We start from the raw sequence: 15,707 nt of genomic DNA, 5'->3' as shown, positions 1-15,707 counted from the left end.
TACCAGATTGCTCGCTGCGCGGGATGCGTGAGCACTGGCGTTAGTCGGACAGATCCGCAGGTCATACGCTGCTTCGCGGGCTACTCGAGCACCCGCAAAACCCAGTAATGCGCGTCTTCCTCCCCGAGGAATCTGCCGTCGTTCAGACACTGTACGGGCGTGAGGACGCTCGCCTCCTGAAGGCACATCACCTCATCCTCAAACGACATTGCCCCCGTATAACTCTTGCATGTGCTTGCGATCACGAACCCGTTCGGCCGCGTGACGCGCGCCAACTCGCGCAGCCCGTCCGGGTCGGCATGTCCGAGCGTGAAGACACCGCAGCAGACGGTCATATCATAGCTTGCGCTCGAGTAGCGCGAGAGGGGTCTGTTTACGTCAACGTCGTCTTCAACATTGCGGTAAACGCCAGTTTGGCGCGCCATTTCGGCCATCGCCTCGGAGAGATCGAAGCCGTCGATCAAACGGAAGCCGAGATGCTCCAGTTGAATGCCAACTAGGCCTGTACCGCAGCCAGCGTCCAGGATTGCCGTGGCTGCTCGCTCCCCGCCGATATAAGCCGCCTGGACTGCCCCCGCTAGTTCCGCGACGATCGAGGGGCCGCAGTAGCGTTCGCGGTCGACGTCCAGCTCGTAGGATTCAGCCCATTCACGATAGTACCGCGCCAAGCGATCGGCGTCACCGTCGAGCGCATGTGAAGCCTTGATCCGCTTTTGCGCGGCTTGTCGAAGTACGTTCTGTTGATCAACGGTGTCCATGTATTTTCTCCATGTAGGGCTGGAATTTGGTGGTCTTCCGCGGCACTCTGGCGGCCAAGAACCTTCTGCCGATTTATTAAATATGCTTCGACTATACTTTGGCTGCCGTCCGGTGGAAGTACTTCCCCTTGAACCTGAAATCCGTTCAAACGATGCCCGTGACTACCCCTAGAGAATGCGAATACTTGCCTCTGGGCACCAGCTGGCTTGGATATCAGGGGCATTGTGTTGCTGCCGAGAGCTGATTCGATTGAGATCGCACAGCCGACCATAAGGTCCAAACATCACACGCATGTGGCATGGTCCCTTCTGAGACGCTTTGAGCCGGAGCGTAAACCGATATCGGATCGACTCATGTTCATGGAACGCGAGACACTCAAAGGTCGTGCCAACTGCGAGAAACGGGGTAGCAGAAAGGATGTTCTTCTTTATTCAACTGGTTACATTAGAATGCACCGTGTCACTGATCCGACAAATCAGACAGCAGCGTTGACTGACCAACATCTTATCAGGTCGTGTCCCTACAGGTCGTGTCCCTACAGGTCGTGTCCCTACAGGTGGTGTAGCTCGGCGGTAGCGAAGCCGCTCACGAGCGCGGTACCGCGGCCGTGATCCCGCCACGTCGAAACTGCAAGGTCTAGTACGCGCTGTCTACAAGCAGCGCAACGTCATCGAGCGTATGTTCGGTCGCCCGGCTGAAGGCCGTCGAGAAAAGTGCCAACGAGCGGCCGTCAACGACGAACAGGTGTCCTTTGCTTTCGAGGAGGTCGAAACCGGCCTTTCGGCAATCCAGAGCGCACTCGACCGCGCGGCCGGGGACATCGAAAGCGGCCTGCCGACGGAGCGGCTGCTCGCCTACATCGCCGTGTCGAACACGCCGACGGTCTTCCGCTTTACCGGCAGGAGGCGATCTATTTGCGCGATGGCGTCGAGGTCAGCCGGTCGTTGATCGCGCAGTGGATGGGGCATCTGGGCTTCGAATTGCAGATGCTCGCCGATTATATCCTGGAGCGCGTTAAGTGAGGGCGAAAGGGTCTTCGCCGACGAGACGACCTTGCCCACCCTTGCCTTCCGGGAAAACCACCAAGGCCTGGCTGTGGGCCGATGCACGCGATGATCGACCCTACGGTGGAACCAGCCCGCCGATGGTTGCCTATCGTTTTGAGGACAGCAGAGGCGCCGACTGCGTAGCGCGTCACATCGCCGGATTCAGCGGCATCCTGCAGGTTGATGGCTACCGGCCTATACAAGCCTGGCCAAGACGCGGCTCAAAACCGGCAGCAGGTTATGTGGCTCGGCACATAACCCTATTTATGCGTCGAGCGAGATTATGTGGCGGACGCCGTCTCGGCGCCAGCCGCGGCCTGCCAAATCTGGAATTCTCCGCCACATAATATTTCGTGCCTCTCGGAGGGTGTGGGATCCCCCTGCGCCGCTATTCCGAAGGGGTAATATGCTCGAGTTCTATTTTTCGGATGGTGGGGTGCTCAAGCGCCTGCGTAGTGGTGCGCTCGGTGGCGAGATGGATCGCCTCGCGGAGCATTTTCTCGCGCTTGGTTACAAACGAGCGTCGGCCAAGATCTATCTGAGCCGAATTGCGCGCTTTCGCCAGTTTGCCGGGACGCGCTGCGGTCCGATGCCGATCCATCAAGATGTCGTCGATAGCTATTTGCGCACATTTACTACGGATTCGCGCATTGGGGCAGTATCGGCGCTAGGACACGCACGGCGAGTGGCTCCGGAGCGGTTCATTGTTTCTGTTCCAAGTGAAGAGTGTGATCCGGATGCTCCGCTTCTGGCCTCCTTTTCGGACTACCTGCATCGGGTGCGGGGGCTAGAGCCGAACACCCGCGAAGGCGTTCTTCTGGGCGGCCGCCGCTTTCTGGATTGGTTCCGCCATCATCATCCCGACCAGAACCTCGAGGCGTTGACGGCTGGGCAGGTCCTTGCTGCTGTCGAGCATCGGCTGTCACTATCGGCGACCTCCGGCAGTCGCACGGCGGCGACTTCTCACATTCGAACATTTCTTCGGTTTTATATTGGGCTGGTCGCCATTAAGATCTCGCCCGCGTCGTCCCAAGAATGCCCTCTTGGCGTTTGGCGCATTTGCCGCCTCGCCTTGCATGGGATGACGTTCGGCACGCGATCGATGCAATCGGCGCAACGACGCCGGTCGACATCCGCGATCGAGCCGTCCTGCTGCTGCTCGCCACCACGGGCATTCGCAACGGCGAGTTACGCGCCATTCGGCTGCGGGATATCGACTGGCGTACTGACTGGCGAGGTTTTTGTCCGGCGGGCCAAGGGCAAGCGTGATCGGGTGGTGCCACTCCTCGAGGAGACCGGGGCCGCACTCGCCGATTACATCCTGCGCGCTCGACCGAAGGTGGATAGTCCGTATCTGTTCCTGTCGTTCACGCTGCCGGTGGGACCGTTCAAGAGTGCGGCGCCTGTTTCAAGGATCGTGCGGAAGCGGTTGCGGCATGACGGGGTCGAACTCGGGGGGGCGCCGGTGCGCATCTCCTGCGCCACAGCCTTGCTCCCCAGCTTGTCGGGCAGCGAAGGCCAATCAACGAGGTCGCACTCCCCTTTCCGGGAACGATCCAACCGAAAACTGGAGGCGCTTGCCGCGATGGCACCGCCGTCGCTCAAGCCGGGTCGCTTTGCTGCTCCCGACAAGCTGCTCGCGATGCTGAAGTCCATCGGACGATCGACAAATTATGTCGAGTAATCCCACTCTCAAACGCCGCAGGCGGCAAGCAATTGCCGCGGCGGACTCCACATAACTGCACGCTTCACATAATTGCGGAAAGTCGACCGGATGACTGGCCAAGAAGACCTTCGTACCAGCCGGGATCATGCAGAGCGTACCGCGGGGATCAGCCTGACGAGATGGGCTCGTCGATCCCGACATTCACGCGGATCACAGTCGCCGATCATGATGTCCGCGGTGGAGCTTTCGTCCCGAGCCGTATCGACAGCGGCCTCCGCTTTCAGACGGGCATTGCGCCGCCATGTGAACAACTGCGATGGGTCGATCCCTATGCGCCTCGCTATCGCCGAAACGCTCGCACCGGGCTCCATGCTCTCGGCTACCGCCTGAGCCTTGAACTCGCAACGGCTTCGATCATATGGAACGTTCTATGTTCGGACATAGGTTCAAGCCCGATAACCCGCTATCGCCAGACGGGGTCAATGCACCGCTTACGTGCCAAACGGAGGTTGGCATGACGAAGCGATATCGTTGCGGGCAGATTACGACGGAACGGCACTCAGGCGGCTCGCGAAGAAGGCAAATTGCTAACGAACAAACTGCTCTACAAAACTCTCACCCGAGCCAAGCGCTTCGTAGTGGCGCGAAGCAGATGCAAGCTTGGTGAATACGTCCTCGTACCCCAAGGGAACGCTCTGGGGATCAACGTAGACGTAGCCACCGCTCACATGGAATAGCGTGATTATCTCGGGCAATAGGCACCACGAGCGTATGAGTTTCGCCCGGCGGCTCGAAAGCATAGTCCCCTGCGTTGGCGATCCAATTGTGTTCCAGATATCGCCACGTTCCCCGAAGTACCAACGCATGAACCGGGCCGCTATGGCGGTGCCTAGAAAGCACTCCGGATTTGGTCACTCGAAGAAGATTAACGTAATATCCCTCGCTGACTGAAAGCAGAAGTGGCCTGAACCAAACTCCGTCGGCCTGCGGGACCCAAGCATCTTGGTTGGCACAAGCCCTTGGGCCAGGAACAAGGCATGCCCCTTGGTTGTGGCATTTGGTACGGCTGCTTTGAAAAATCGAGCACGCCTGTCACGGCAAGCCTCCTCCTAAAATGAGGCAGCGAGGATTACTGCCTCTGTCGATCTCCTAGGGTCGTCCAATTTAATATGAGGTGCCTCGATCACCTCTGAGGCGACGGCAATCGACCAAGCGGTCGTTTTGCCGCCGCCGATTCATGCCAGATGGTGGAACAATTCCATCGAACCGAACGGACCTCGAAATCACGCGTTTGGTGTCGTCTAGGCCGAATCAAGTTCTTCTGAAGCATCCGACGTGCGCCTCCGAGGGTGGGCGCGGGCGCCCTATATGTGGGTCACCTAACTGACCATTTGTTTGGGGCTAAGCCGCAGCGCGGCAGCACGCCGGTGGCCCTCCAATTTTTCGGTCGCACTCTGGCGCACGGCGGCCGGAGCCACAGCAGCAACACCGCGCTCGTCCAGCCATTGGTGGGTGGCAATCTTCACGTAGGAACCGACCCAAAGACCGCCCGTGTAACGACCCGCAGCCATCGTTGGCAAGGTGTGGTTCGTACCGCAGCACTTGTCGGAATAGACGACGCTGGCAAGTTCACCGATAAAGAGCGAGCCGTAGTTGCGAAGCTTCTTAGCGGTTGCCTGCGGATTACGGGTGTGGACCTGGAGATGCTCCGTTGCAATGTAATCCGAATAGGCGATCATCGCCTCTTCGTCTTCAACAACGGTAATCTCGCCATAATCCTTCCATGCTGCACCTGCCACAGGAGCCGTCGGCAGGTCCTCCAGTTGCTTTTCGACTTCCTGGAGAACGTCTTCAGCAAGCTTTCGATCAGTCGTCACGAGGCCAACACGGGTGCGGATGTCATGTTCGGCCTGCGCCAGCAGATCGGTTGCGATCGTCGATGCGTTCGCCGTTTCGTCAGCAACGATAAAGATTTCACTCGGCCCGGCGAGTTGGTCGATGCCGACTTGGCCAAATACCTGACGCTTGGCCAAGTCGGCATCGACCGCTGGAATCGTTTCGGTACCATATGCCATGGCCGCAATTGCCTGGGCACCGCCAACACGGAAGATGCGGTCGGCACCCGAAAGGTAGCAACCGGCGATCATAGCGGGGTGGGCGTTTGGCGGAAGGCATGCGATGACCTGGTCGCAGCCTGCGACCTTCGCCGGCACAATGGTCATTACGGGGGCAGACAGAAGCGGGTAACGTCCGCCCGGCACATAACAACCGACAGTCTCGATCGGGATGACTCGATGACCGAGGTGAAGCCCCTGGAGGCTCTCGATCTCGAGCGGCAAAATGGTGCCCAACTGGGCTTCCGCGAAGCGACGCACATTCGCGATGGCAAATTCAGTGTCTTGGCGGGTCTGAGGATCGAGATCAGTAACGGCCTGCCGCTTCTCGTCCTCTGTGACCTCGAAGTTAGTGATGTCAGCCTTGTCGAAGGCAAGGGAGTATTCGCGAACCGCAGCGTCTCCCCGATCGCGGACGGCCGCAATGATGTCCTTGACGGTTTTCTCGACCGGGGCTGTGTCTGAGACGGCATCCCGAGACGGTTGTTTGATCTGGGTAAATCTGCCTTTCAATGCTTCAAGACGCGACGACATACGACCTCCAATGTGGGATGATGGACGCCAGCATCCTGCAACTGGAGCAGTCCGACAATTGCCCAGTACCCCCCGCGTTCAGTATGATCACCAGGAAAGTCCGCGATTACACTCTTGATGGTCTCGTTTCATCGTGGGGTAATAATCTCGGACTAAATTGTACAAGGACTGACGAATGCCGAAGATTGGAAGCAAGTTGCGTGAACTGCGTCGCCGACGGGACCTTGGCGTAAGAGAACTTGCGTCTCGTTCGGGCATATCTCATTCAACCATATCTCTCATTGAGCGAGATAAAATGAGCCCTTCCATCGACACTTTGGGCGCTGTTCTGGACGCGCTTGGTACGACTCTAACTGGTTTCTTTTCTGATCTGCAGTCGAGCCTACCGTATTCGCCGTTCTATGCGTCAACCGAACTGCCGGAAATTGGAAAGATTGATACAATTTCCTATCGCGTCATAGGCTTGGATCACCCCAACCGACAACTGCTTATGTTGCACGAGAGGTACGCGCCAGGGGCGGATAGCGGCGAGGAATTCACTCATACAGCTCAAGAAGCGGGCATGGTGTTATCTGGTATGGTGGAAGTTACGGTAGGAAACCAAAAACGAGTTCTAAAACCAGGAGATGGTTACTATTTTGACAGCCGACTGCCGCATCGATTTCGGAATGTCCACAACGGCCACAGCGAGATTCTGAGCGCCATTACACCTCCGACTTACTGATTGTCCGGGTCCTATCCAAGGCTTGGTGAATATAGTCACCAAACGTCGCTAAGCAGGTTCCCAAATACAAGAAGCCGGCATTTCATGTAGGTCGAGCGCGGCCTAGAGCATGAGGTAATCCTCCGCGCGATTCTGCCGCCGGGGGTAGGTGTGAATACAGCTCGGCAAGTGAACGATGTACAGACACTTCGCAGGAAAAGACTCCGGGGCGTTGCATCGCCGGCGGCGTCGCGATGTATGCCCAAACGATGCGAAGGGAGAGCAGGGGATGGCCAGCACTGAGTTCCGTCTCTGTGATGTTACCCCCGATAGCTGGCTCAATAGCCGCGACGCTCGTATAGAGCGTGAGCAGGCGCTTGCGAACATCGATCTTCTGGAATCCAACACCTTCACGCCGATCGGCCACGACGGCGGACCATACCGTCTTAGGATCGAAACCGCGGAAGGACGATTGGCACTCCATGTCAACGATCAAAGCGGGCGACATATCGTCAGCAATTATCTTTCGCTGACCCCTTTCCGCCGGCTCATCAAGAATTACACCCGCAGTTGCGAAAGTTACTACGTGCAATTTGTCGGCCGGGACCCGAGCGTCTGGAGGCGATCGGCATGGGTCGCCGTGGCATCCACAACGAAGCGGCCAACCTGCTTAGAGAACGTCTGCCCAACAAAGTCAGCATAGACGAAAACACGGCAGGTCGGCTGTTCACGCTGATTTACAGTCTGCATATGCGAGACGCGCGTCGTTCGCTTTGTTCAACTAATCAGACTGGCAACCCCGCAACGACAAATGAAAGCAGAGGTCCGATCGATGGGACCATCGGCTTTGCAAACTGAACAGCGGCGCAATCTTTGACTGAACAAAGACTGCGGTGTGAAGTACAAGCGCACCCACGTGTATATGCAGAGCTAGACGAATTCCCTAGCCGCTAAGCGTGATTACGTTTGTCACGATCTTAAGAATTAGCGCAGCAGACGCAATGCCTGGTAGAACCACATGAAATCGGTGTTCCAAAATACCATCCATTTTGCTTTATATCCCTCAGCGAATGGTGGCTTTCGCGTTTTTCTATTCATCGTACTGCTGGTAAATTCTGGCTGTTCGCAATGCTGACCGGGAGAGACTGGCTGACCGCCGGCGCCGACGGAGCACCCCAAGGAAACTCTCAGGTACAAGTGACCGTTCGGTCGAACAATCTCGAGAGAGGCATCACAACGCCCACCGAAGGGGAATGCCCGCTTATCAGCGCGGCTAAGCTCTCAGGTAAAGGAGACGGATTTGGGGACGCGCCGCAGACCAATAGGGCTGCACCCACTGTTCTTTCTGGAGATGAAGATGACGAAGATTGCTGTGATTGGCGCCGGGATTTCCGGCGTATCGACGGCCTATGCCCTTTTGAAGCTCGGTTACGATGTGACCATTCTTGAACGCCAGCGGTACGCAGCGATGGAAACGTCGTTCGCGAATGGCGGCCAGTTATCTGCGAGCAACGCTGAAGTCTGGAACCACTGGTCGACAGTCACCAAGGGGGTCAAGTGGATGCTCAAGCGTGACGCCCCACTTCTTATGAACCCATCTCCAACGTGGCACAAGTACAGCTGGCTCGCCGAATTTGTCTCTAACATATCCAACTACCATGAAAACACCGTCGCGACGACTCGAATGGCGATTTCCGCTCGTCAATATATGTTTGACATTGCAGATCGTGAGGGCATCGAGTTCGACCATGTTAGTCGTGGGATCCTCCATATCTACTGGGACAAGCAAGGTTTCGAGCACGCCACAAAGGTCAACCAGATGCTCACTGAGGGCGGGCTGGACCGCCGAGCGGTGGCCGTACAAGAGATTGCGTCGATCGAGCCGGCTCTACATGGAAAATTCTACGCCGGCTTCTTTACTCCTTCTGATTCAACGGGTGATATTCATAAATACACAACGGGCTTGGCGACGGCGTGCGAAAAATTAGGTGCTAAACTAGAGTATGACGCAGTTGTTAGCCGAATCGATCGCAAGAAGCGGCTCCAATTGTCTTATGTGGTTCACGGCAGACTTGGAGAAACAGTTGACCAGGTTTTGGAAGCGGACGGCATAGTAGTATGTGCGGGCTGCGCGAGCCGTCAACTCGCGGCAATGCTGGGCGACCGTCTCAACATCTATCCGGTCAAAGGCTACTCAATTACCGTACACCTCGATGATGAACACGCGCAATTGGCTGCGCCTTGGGTCAGTCTGCTTGATGACCGCGCCAAGATAGTGACCAGCCGGCTCGGCACTGATCGCCTTCGCGTTGCCGGTACAGCAGAATTCAATGGTCACAACCGCGATATTCGAGATGACCGGATCAGGACCTTAGTCGAATGGACCCGTGAACTGTTTCCGAGCGTTAGCACGAACCGTGTGGTGCCATGGGCGGGCCTGCGGCCAATGATGCCCAACATGATGCCACGTGTGGGAAAAGGGCGTGCGCCAGGCGTTTTTTACAACACTGGGCATGGACACCTTGGCTGGACTCTGTCCGCAGCCACTTCTGCCGTACTGGCGGAAGTAGTTGCTGAAAGCGTGCCTGTGACACCCCGTCATGCCGCCTGATACGGAGCGAGACATGTATCCCGTATTTCCCGTTATCAAGGAAGCCGGGTTAACGGTCGCCCGTGAATTGCACAATTTCATTCGCGACCACGCTCTTCCAGGCACCGGTATCGAGAACTTAACCTTCTGGCTCAAATTCTCCTCGATCGTGCATGATCTCGCGCCAAAAAATCGCGAGCTTCTCGCGAAGCGCGACGAACTCCAGGCCAAGCTCGATGCCTGGTATCGCGAACATGGCGCGCCCGTCGATATGGAGGCCTACCAGACCTTCCTCAAAGAGATCGGCTATCTCCTGCCGGAGGGACCGGATTTCTCCGTCTCGACCGCCAATGTCGACCCAGAGATCGCGACGATCGCCGGGCCCCAGCTCGTCGTGCCGGTGATGAACGCCCGCTATGCGCTGAACGCCGCCAATGCACGCTGGGGTTCGCTCTATGACGCGCTCTACGGCACCGACGCCATTGCCGATAGGGACGGAGCCGAGCGCGGCAAGGGCTATAATCCGGCGCGCGGTGCCAAGGTCATTGCCTGGGCCCGGGACTTTCTCGATGCGAGCGCGCCGCTCGCGACAGGCCGCTGGAGCGACGTCGCCGGACTGGCAATTGACGGGCCAACTCTCTCGCTGACCTTGGCGAGCGGCGCCAGGACGACGCTTCGCAATCCGGCTCAGTTCGCCGGCTATTCCGGCACCACAGCGGCGCCCTCCGAGATCGTTCTGCGCCAGAACAATCTCCACATCGTCATCGTCCTCGATGCGAAGACGCCGATCGGCCAGGCCGATACGGCCGGCATTTCCGACGTCATCCTCGAATCGGCGATAACGACGATCATGGACTGCGAGGACTCCATTGCGGCAGTCGATGCCGAGGACAAGGTCGTCGTCTATCGCAACTGGCTCGGGCTGATGAAGGGGGACCTCGAGGAAGAGGTCGCCAAGGGCGGCCGGACCTTCACCCGGACGCTGAACGCCGACCGTGTCTTCACCGCGCCGAACGGCACTACGCTGACGCTGCCCGGCCGTTCGCTGATGCTGGTGCGCAATGTCGGGCATCTGATGACCAACCCGGCGATCCTCGACCGTGACGGCCGCGAGGTACCCGAAGGCCTCATGGACGCCATGGTGACGGCGCTGATCGCGCTTCACGACATTGGCCCGAATGGCCGGCGGGCAAACTCGCGCTCGGGTTCGATGTATGTGGTCAAGCCGAAGATGCATGGGCCCGAGGAAGTGGCCTTCGCCTGCGAGATTTTTGCGCGCGTCGAGGCCGCACTTGGGCTTCCGGAAAACACGATCAAGATGGGCATCATGGACGAGGAACGGCGCACCACCGTCAACCTCAAGGAATGCATCCGAGCCGCCCGCGAGCGCGTCGTTTTCATCAACACCGGCTTCCTCGACCGCACCGGCGATGAGATACACACCTCGATGGAAGCCGGCCCGATGATCCGCAAGGGCGACATGAAGCAGGCCGCCTGGATCGGCGCCTATGAGAACTGGAACGTCGATATCGGCCTCGAATGCGGGCTTTCCGGGCATGCCCAGATCGGCAAGGGCATGTGGGCCATGCCCGACCTGATGGCTGCGATGCTCGAGCAGAAGATCGCCCATCCGAAGGCCGGCGCCAACACCGCCTGGGTTCCCTCGCCGACGGCGGCGACGCTGCATGCGACGCATTACCACCGCGTCAACGTCGCTGAGGTTCAGGCAGGTCTCAAGAGCCGGCCACGGGCCAAGCTCGCGGATATCCTCTCGGTGCCCGTGGCGGCGCGGCCGAACTGGACGGAAGAGGAAATCCAGCGCGAACTCGACAACAACGCCCAGGGGATTCTCGGCTATGTGGTGCGCTGGATCGACCAGGGTGTCGGTTGCTCCAAGGTGCCCGACATCAACAATGTCGGTCTGATGGAAGACCGCGCGACGCTGCGCATCTCGGCCCAGCACATGGCCAACTGGCTGCACCACGGCATCGTCAGCAAGGCGCAGATCGTCGAGACGATGAAGCGCATGGCGGAGATCGTTGACCGGCAGAATGCCGGCGATCCGAACTATCACCCGATGGCCGGCCGATTCGACGATTCGATCGCCTTCCAGGCGGCGCTGGATCTGGTGCTCAAGGGCCGCGAACAGCCGAACGGCTATACCGAACCGGTGCTGCACCGCCGGCGGCTCGCAATGAAACCAGGAAAGGCAAATTAAGTGGACAGGCTTAATCTCGCGCGCGCTAATGCCATAATCGAGATATCCTTTTCCGCGGCATTGGAGAAAGGACCCAAACCGCTGGGCGTTGCCGTACTCGATGCTGGGCGTCATCTGCTTGCGGTTCAGAAGCAAGACGGGGCCTCAATCCTTCGGTTCGAGGTCGCGTTCGGGAAGGCTTATAGCGCCCTTGCAGTGGGCTTTGGCTCGCGGTGGCTTGACGCCTCATTGGAGCGCCCCCATTTTGTGGCAGGCCTCACCGCGGTGCCGGGTGGAAGAATAGTACCAGTCCCTGGAGGTTGTTGATACGCAATCACAGAGGCGAGGTGAGTGTGACTCGTCTGACAACGATGAGGCGATAGCTGTTGCGGCAGTAGAAGCGAGTGATCTGGCGGCGCAAACAGGCGTTCCGTCTCCTTCGGAGCTGCGCTGCAATTCCATATTAGTATGAGATGTTAATGACGTAACAACGTTAGTATGTTGACGCTTCGTTGGGATAAACCAAGACATGGAGTTTGGAGATCCGCATTCGCCCGTTTCGACCACCGTGGCTCCTCTCCGGAACCGGGCGTTTCGTGCGATCTGGACGGCGACGCAGATCTCCAGCCTCGGATGGCTGATCCAGACAACCGCCATCAGTTGGCTGATGGCGACGATTTCGGCCTCCGACCTCATGGTGGCGCTCGTGCAGGCCTCATCGACGCTGCCTGCCTTCTTCCTGTCCATCGTCGCGGGCGCCATTGCCGACAATTTCAGCCGTCGGGGCGTAATGCTCGCCGGTCACTTCCTGATTGCTCTGGCTTCGCTGACGCTGGCGATTTCTGTTGCACTGGGCCTCGTCAGTCCATGGCTGATCCTGGGACTGGGTTTCCTCGCCGGATGCGGCTTTGCCTTGAACGATCCGGCTTGGCACGCCTCTGTCGGCGATATTCTGGAAAAGCGCGACATCCCGGCGGCGGTCACGCTGATGTCGGTCGGATATAACATTGTTCGAAGCACAGGCCCTGCCATTGGCGGCGCTATTCTGGCCTTCTTCGGACCCCTTGCCGCTTTCGTTCTTGCGGCGCTGAGTGATCTCGTGCCGCTTGCCGCGATCTCGCGCTCGAAATGGCACGTGCGCTCTTCTTCGCTTCCGCGCGAGCGCGTGGTTACGGCCATTCAGGATGGGCTGCGCTTTACCGCGATGTCATCCGAAATCAGGGCGGCTATCGTGCGAGGGACCTTGTTCGGCGTGGCGAGCATATCCATCCTGGCGCTGCTGCCGCTGATCGTCCGGGATCATCTGGCGGGCGGGCCGATCGTCTACGGCGCGCTGCTGGCCGCGTTTGGCGTGAGTGCCTTTTCCGCTGGACTCAGCAGCAACCATCTCAGGCGGATCGTCCCTCAGGACCGGCTGATCGCGTTTGCATCGGTTGCTTGTGCCGCATGCTGCTTTCTCCTTCCGCTGACGACGTCGATCCCCGTCGCGGCGCTTGCGCTGGCCATCGGCGGTGCGGGCTGGCTGCTCACCTGGACCGGCGTTGACGTAGCGATCCAGCTGTCGAGCCCAAGGTGGGTCGTTGGTCGGACACTTTCAACCTACTACGCCCTCTCCTATGGCGGAATGGCGGCCGGCAGCTGGATCTGGGGCGCTGTCGCGCAGAACTACTCCCTGACCATGGCCCTTGAGGGGGCCGCCGTGGTTCTGCTCCTCGTGGCCGCCGCAGCGTTCGTGCTGCCGATCGAGTTATTAGAAGAATCCGAGAAAGAGGCTTCGGAGTTTGTACCGCCGTCGCTCGCACTCGACTTAACGCCGAGAAGCGGACCTATCGTCGTCAAAGTCGAATACGCCATAGGCGAGCAGGACCTCGAGGATTTCCTCGAGTGCATGCGCGAGCGGCGGCGCATCCAAAGCCGCGCGGGCGCGCGCAACTGGACGCTCCAGCGAAACCTGCTGACCCCCGCTCTATGGACCGAGACCTTCCGCACGCCGACCTGGACGGACTATCTCCGACTGAACCATCGCCTCTCGGCGGCCGACCGCGAACTCGGCGAGCGACTTGCCACTCTCCACGAGGGGGCCGGCGCGCCTCCAACCGTGCTGGGGATCGAGCGAGGCACAACTCCGGCTCGCGCACGCGGCCAGCCGATAACCCGCCTTTCGCGTCCTTGAGGTGCGCTCGCGATGATGGCGAGAACCGAGGATCAGCAATGCTTGCACCATGAGTGCGACGCCGGCTTTTTCCCTGAACTGTCGGCGGTCGACCTTCGTCAGCGTCGATCTAAACAAGCTCCTGACCTGCGAATGGCGTCAACCCTAGCCGCGCCAGGATCACTCGGCTGCCGTCGAACAGGTCCCGACAGCCGCTTTTTCTTCGGTTTGCAACGGTGCTCCCGTCTGGTCGCTAGTGACAGTCGCGGGGCACCGACAAGACGATCCCCGCAGTGACGATGGCGGTCGGAAGAGAGTGCGCAGCGATGAGAACCGTCCCCAGATTCCGCTTCGGATCTCGGGAACGAACTTTTCGAACAGATTTTCCTTTTGCCCAGCCTACCAGGGCAAAGTGGCTGTCGCCGCACCCGTTCCGGCGGCAGGCACGTCGTTTGTTTCTGCGAAGAAACGCGGTCGCGCAGTCGATACTGTTCGGGGAGGCCGTGAGCGATGACCTGCATGAGCACCACGCCATCCCGGTTTTGGCTTTCGGCGATTTCGCTGGAGCCGCCGTTCAACGGTCGGACGGACGCAGCACAGAAACACGAGCAGGCTGTCGCCATTTGCGACCTTCTGGACAACAATCGATTTGCGCCAGTCGAGCACAGCGGCGGCCCGTACCGGCTGCACCTTGAACTCATGGACCGGCGACTGGTAATATCGGTCACTACCGAGACCGGCGCGCTCGTTCTTTGCACCTCTCGCTCACGTCATTTCGCCGGTTGCCCAAGGACTACCGGCTCGTGTGCGAGAGCTTTGCCAATGGTGCCACGCGGCTGCCACCCGATCGTAGCCATCGACATGGGACGGCGCGCCATCCACAACGAGGCGTCCGCCCTGCTCAGAGAACGCCTCAAATCCAAGGTCGAGATCGATAGGGAGACAGCCCGCGGCTGTTCACGCTGATCCATTGGCTGGTCACGCAGACGCTGCCCGCAGGGGTCGATTGAAATGCAAGGGCAGAACAGTCAAGCAGTCGCAAATCTCCTCCTTCCTCCTGCCGACACAGGACACTGTCCGAACAGTTGTTGACAGGATCGCCGTCGAGAGCCGACAGGCCCATCCTGAATGCTTGGGCGCTCCCGGGGCGGCCCGATACTCGAGGAGAAGAAGGAATGCGACAGTGGCTGGACAAGCTCACCGGCCTCGCCGCGACGTAGGGGGAGGCGTGTGACAAAGCGGCCGCCATGAATGACGGCGACCACCTCGTTCTTTGGATGTATGTATTGTGAGGATGAGGAACGGACCTGCGTCATCTCCGCTTTGTCGTAGCAGCGGCCCGCAAAGGCGGGCGTCATATCCGGCACCATCGACCTTGCGATCGTTTTAGGCGACACCGGCAAAACCGAGCTTCTGGACTCCATGCCGCTCTGGTCCGCGCGAATGATGGTGACTCTGTCGGAAGACCATGCATTGCCGAAAAGGCGCCGGTCTACTGGTCGGAACTCAAGGGGAGCGGTTTCTAGTGCCTCACGATGATCCGGGTCCGGACATCCGCAATATTATCCTTCGTCATCTGGCAGCACCTTCCGATCATCCGGAGATCATCACGCGGCAGCTGAGCCGGGAAAGCATCCTGGGCGAGGTCGCGAGCGGGCAGGGCGTTGTTCTCCGGCTCTTGCATGATGGCGATGGCACGAGACTTTCCGCTGCGCCGACTGAGTCGCCGGCTGCCACGCGTCAGCTGGCAACCGCGCTTACGGCAGCGCAAGTATTTTTGCTATATCGCGCCGGGAAAGCCGATGCAGAACGGCTACGTCGAAAGCTTCAACGGCCGCATGTGCGACGAGCTGCTGAACGAGAGTCTGTTCTTCGGTCTCGGCCATGCCCGCAGTGCCATTTCCGAATGGCTCGACGACTACAATCCTGTTTCATCACGCCCATTT

General features: G+C 59.1%; 8 protein-coding genes, 6 pseudogenes and 1 riboswitch. Of the genes and pseudogenes, 10 read left to right on the top strand and 4 right to left on the bottom strand.

Features of this window, described 5'->3' with window-relative positions; translation table 11 throughout:
* Window positions 1-80 precede the first annotated feature (80 nt).
* Complete coding sequence (locus NXT3_RS22580) at window positions 81-758, bottom strand: class I SAM-dependent DNA methyltransferase (RefSeq protein WP_104840530.1); 678 nt, start codon at window positions 756-758, stop codon at window positions 81-83.
* A 670-nt stretch (window positions 759-1,428) separates the two neighbouring features.
* On the opposite strand from NXT3_RS22580, the pseudogene NXT3_RS22575 reads away from it, so the two are divergent.
* Both NXT3_RS22575 and NXT3_RS22570 read left to right on the top strand, forming a co-directional pair.
* Window positions 1,429-1,996, top strand: a pseudogene (locus tag NXT3_RS22575) (IS66 family transposase); the annotation flags it as partial.
* Between the two features lie 215 nt (window positions 1,997-2,211).
* Window positions 2,212-3,489 (top strand): site-specific integrase, encoded by a 1,278-nt coding sequence (locus tag NXT3_RS22570; RefSeq protein WP_234828173.1) that lies wholly within the window; start codon window positions 2,212-2,214, stop codon window positions 3,487-3,489.
* 125 nt (window positions 3,490-3,614) lie between these two features.
* Here the strand turns inward: NXT3_RS22570 and NXT3_RS32980 are convergent.
* From NXT3_RS32980 to hisD, 3 genes and pseudogenes are all read right to left on the bottom strand, one after another.
* Window positions 3,615-3,860 (bottom strand): annotated as a pseudogene (locus tag NXT3_RS32980) (transposase); the annotation flags it as partial.
* Between the two features lie 198 nt (window positions 3,861-4,058).
* Window positions 4,059-4,479 (bottom strand): annotated as a pseudogene (locus tag NXT3_RS22555) (2,4'-dihydroxyacetophenone dioxygenase family protein); the annotation flags it as partial.
* A gap of 371 nt (window positions 4,480-4,850) precedes the next feature.
* Window positions 4,851-6,119 carry a histidinol dehydrogenase gene (gene hisD, locus NXT3_RS22550; protein ID WP_104840529.1) on the bottom strand — a complete coding sequence of 423 codons (1,269 nt, stop codon included), beginning with the start codon at window positions 6,117-6,119 and terminating at the stop codon, window positions 4,851-4,853.
* A 175-nt stretch (window positions 6,120-6,294) separates the two neighbouring features.
* Here hisD and NXT3_RS22545 point away from each other — a divergent pair, with 175 nt between their 5' ends.
* The 8 genes and pseudogenes from NXT3_RS22545 to NXT3_RS22505 all read left to right on the top strand — a co-directional run.
* Window positions 6,295-6,843 (top strand): type II toxin-antitoxin system RelB family anti-toxin, encoded by a 549-nt coding sequence (locus NXT3_RS22545; protein ID WP_104840528.1) that lies wholly within the window; start codon window positions 6,295-6,297, stop codon window positions 6,841-6,843.
* 175 nt (window positions 6,844-7,018) lie between these two features.
* A pseudogene (locus NXT3_RS33350) lies at window positions 7,019-7,680 on the top strand (UPF0262 family protein).
* A gap of 268 nt (window positions 7,681-7,948) precedes the next feature.
* A riboswitch (glycine riboswitch) is annotated at window positions 7,949-8,036 on the top strand.
* A gap of 143 nt (window positions 8,037-8,179) precedes the next feature.
* Entirely contained in the window at window positions 8,180-9,433 is a 1,254-nt protein-coding gene (locus tag NXT3_RS22535; RefSeq protein ID WP_104840683.1) for a D-amino acid dehydrogenase, read from the top strand.
* Window positions 9,434-9,446: 13 nt separating this feature from the next.
* Complete coding sequence (locus NXT3_RS22530; RefSeq protein WP_104840527.1) at window positions 9,447-11,630, top strand: malate synthase G; 2,184 nt, start codon at window positions 9,447-9,449, stop codon at window positions 11,628-11,630.
* Window positions 11,631-12,081 (top strand): annotated as a pseudogene (locus tag NXT3_RS22525) (GlcG/HbpS family heme-binding protein). It abuts the gene before it with no gap.
* A 57-nt stretch (window positions 12,082-12,138) separates the two neighbouring features.
* Window positions 12,139-13,782, top strand: coding sequence for an MFS transporter (locus NXT3_RS22520; protein WP_104840526.1), 1,644 nt, complete (start codon window positions 12,139-12,141; stop codon window positions 13,780-13,782).
* A gap of 489 nt (window positions 13,783-14,271) precedes the next feature.
* On the top strand, window positions 14,272-14,727 hold the full coding sequence (locus tag NXT3_RS33345) for a UPF0262 family protein (protein ID WP_104840525.1): 456 nt from the start codon (window positions 14,272-14,274) through the stop codon (window positions 14,725-14,727).
* A gap of 815 nt (window positions 14,728-15,542) precedes the next feature.
* Window positions 15,543-15,686 (top strand): annotated as a pseudogene (locus tag NXT3_RS22505) (integrase core domain-containing protein); the annotation flags it as partial.
* Window positions 15,687-15,707: the final 21 nt, after the last annotated feature.

Origin of the sequence: Sinorhizobium fredii (assembly GCF_002944405.1) — a bacterium.
In the GTDB taxonomy this organism is placed as follows: domain Bacteria; phylum Pseudomonadota; class Alphaproteobacteria; order Rhizobiales; family Rhizobiaceae; genus Sinorhizobium; species Sinorhizobium fredii_C.
The sequence above is the reverse complement of the archived record's forward strand: the minus strand, read 5'-3'. Positions and strand labels throughout refer to the sequence as shown.

Coding starts and splice junctions, on each gene's coding strand:
- NXT3_RS22545 (WP_104840528.1), top strand. CDS start 6,295: ATGCCGAAGATTGGAAGCAAGTTGCGTGAACTGCGTCGCCGACGGGAC.
- NXT3_RS22535 (WP_104840683.1), top strand. CDS start 8,180: ATGACGAAGATTGCTGTGATTGGCGCCGGGATTTCCGGCGTATCGACG.
- NXT3_RS22570 (WP_234828173.1), top strand. CDS start 2,212: ATGCTCGAGTTCTATTTTTCGGATGGTGGGGTGCTCAAGCGCCTGCGT.
- NXT3_RS33345 (WP_104840525.1), top strand. CDS start 14,272: ATGACCTGCATGAGCACCACGCCATCCCGGTTTTGGCTTTCGGCGATT.
- NXT3_RS22520 (WP_104840526.1), top strand. CDS start 12,139: ATGGAGTTTGGAGATCCGCATTCGCCCGTTTCGACCACCGTGGCTCCT.
- NXT3_RS22580 (WP_104840530.1), bottom strand. CDS start 758: ATGGACACCGTTGATCAACAGAACGTACTTCGACAAGCCGCGCAAAAG.
- NXT3_RS22530 (WP_104840527.1), top strand. CDS start 9,447: ATGTATCCCGTATTTCCCGTTATCAAGGAAGCCGGGTTAACGGTCGCC.
- hisD (WP_104840529.1), bottom strand. CDS start 6,119: ATGTCGTCGCGTCTTGAAGCATTGAAAGGCAGATTTACCCAGATCAAA.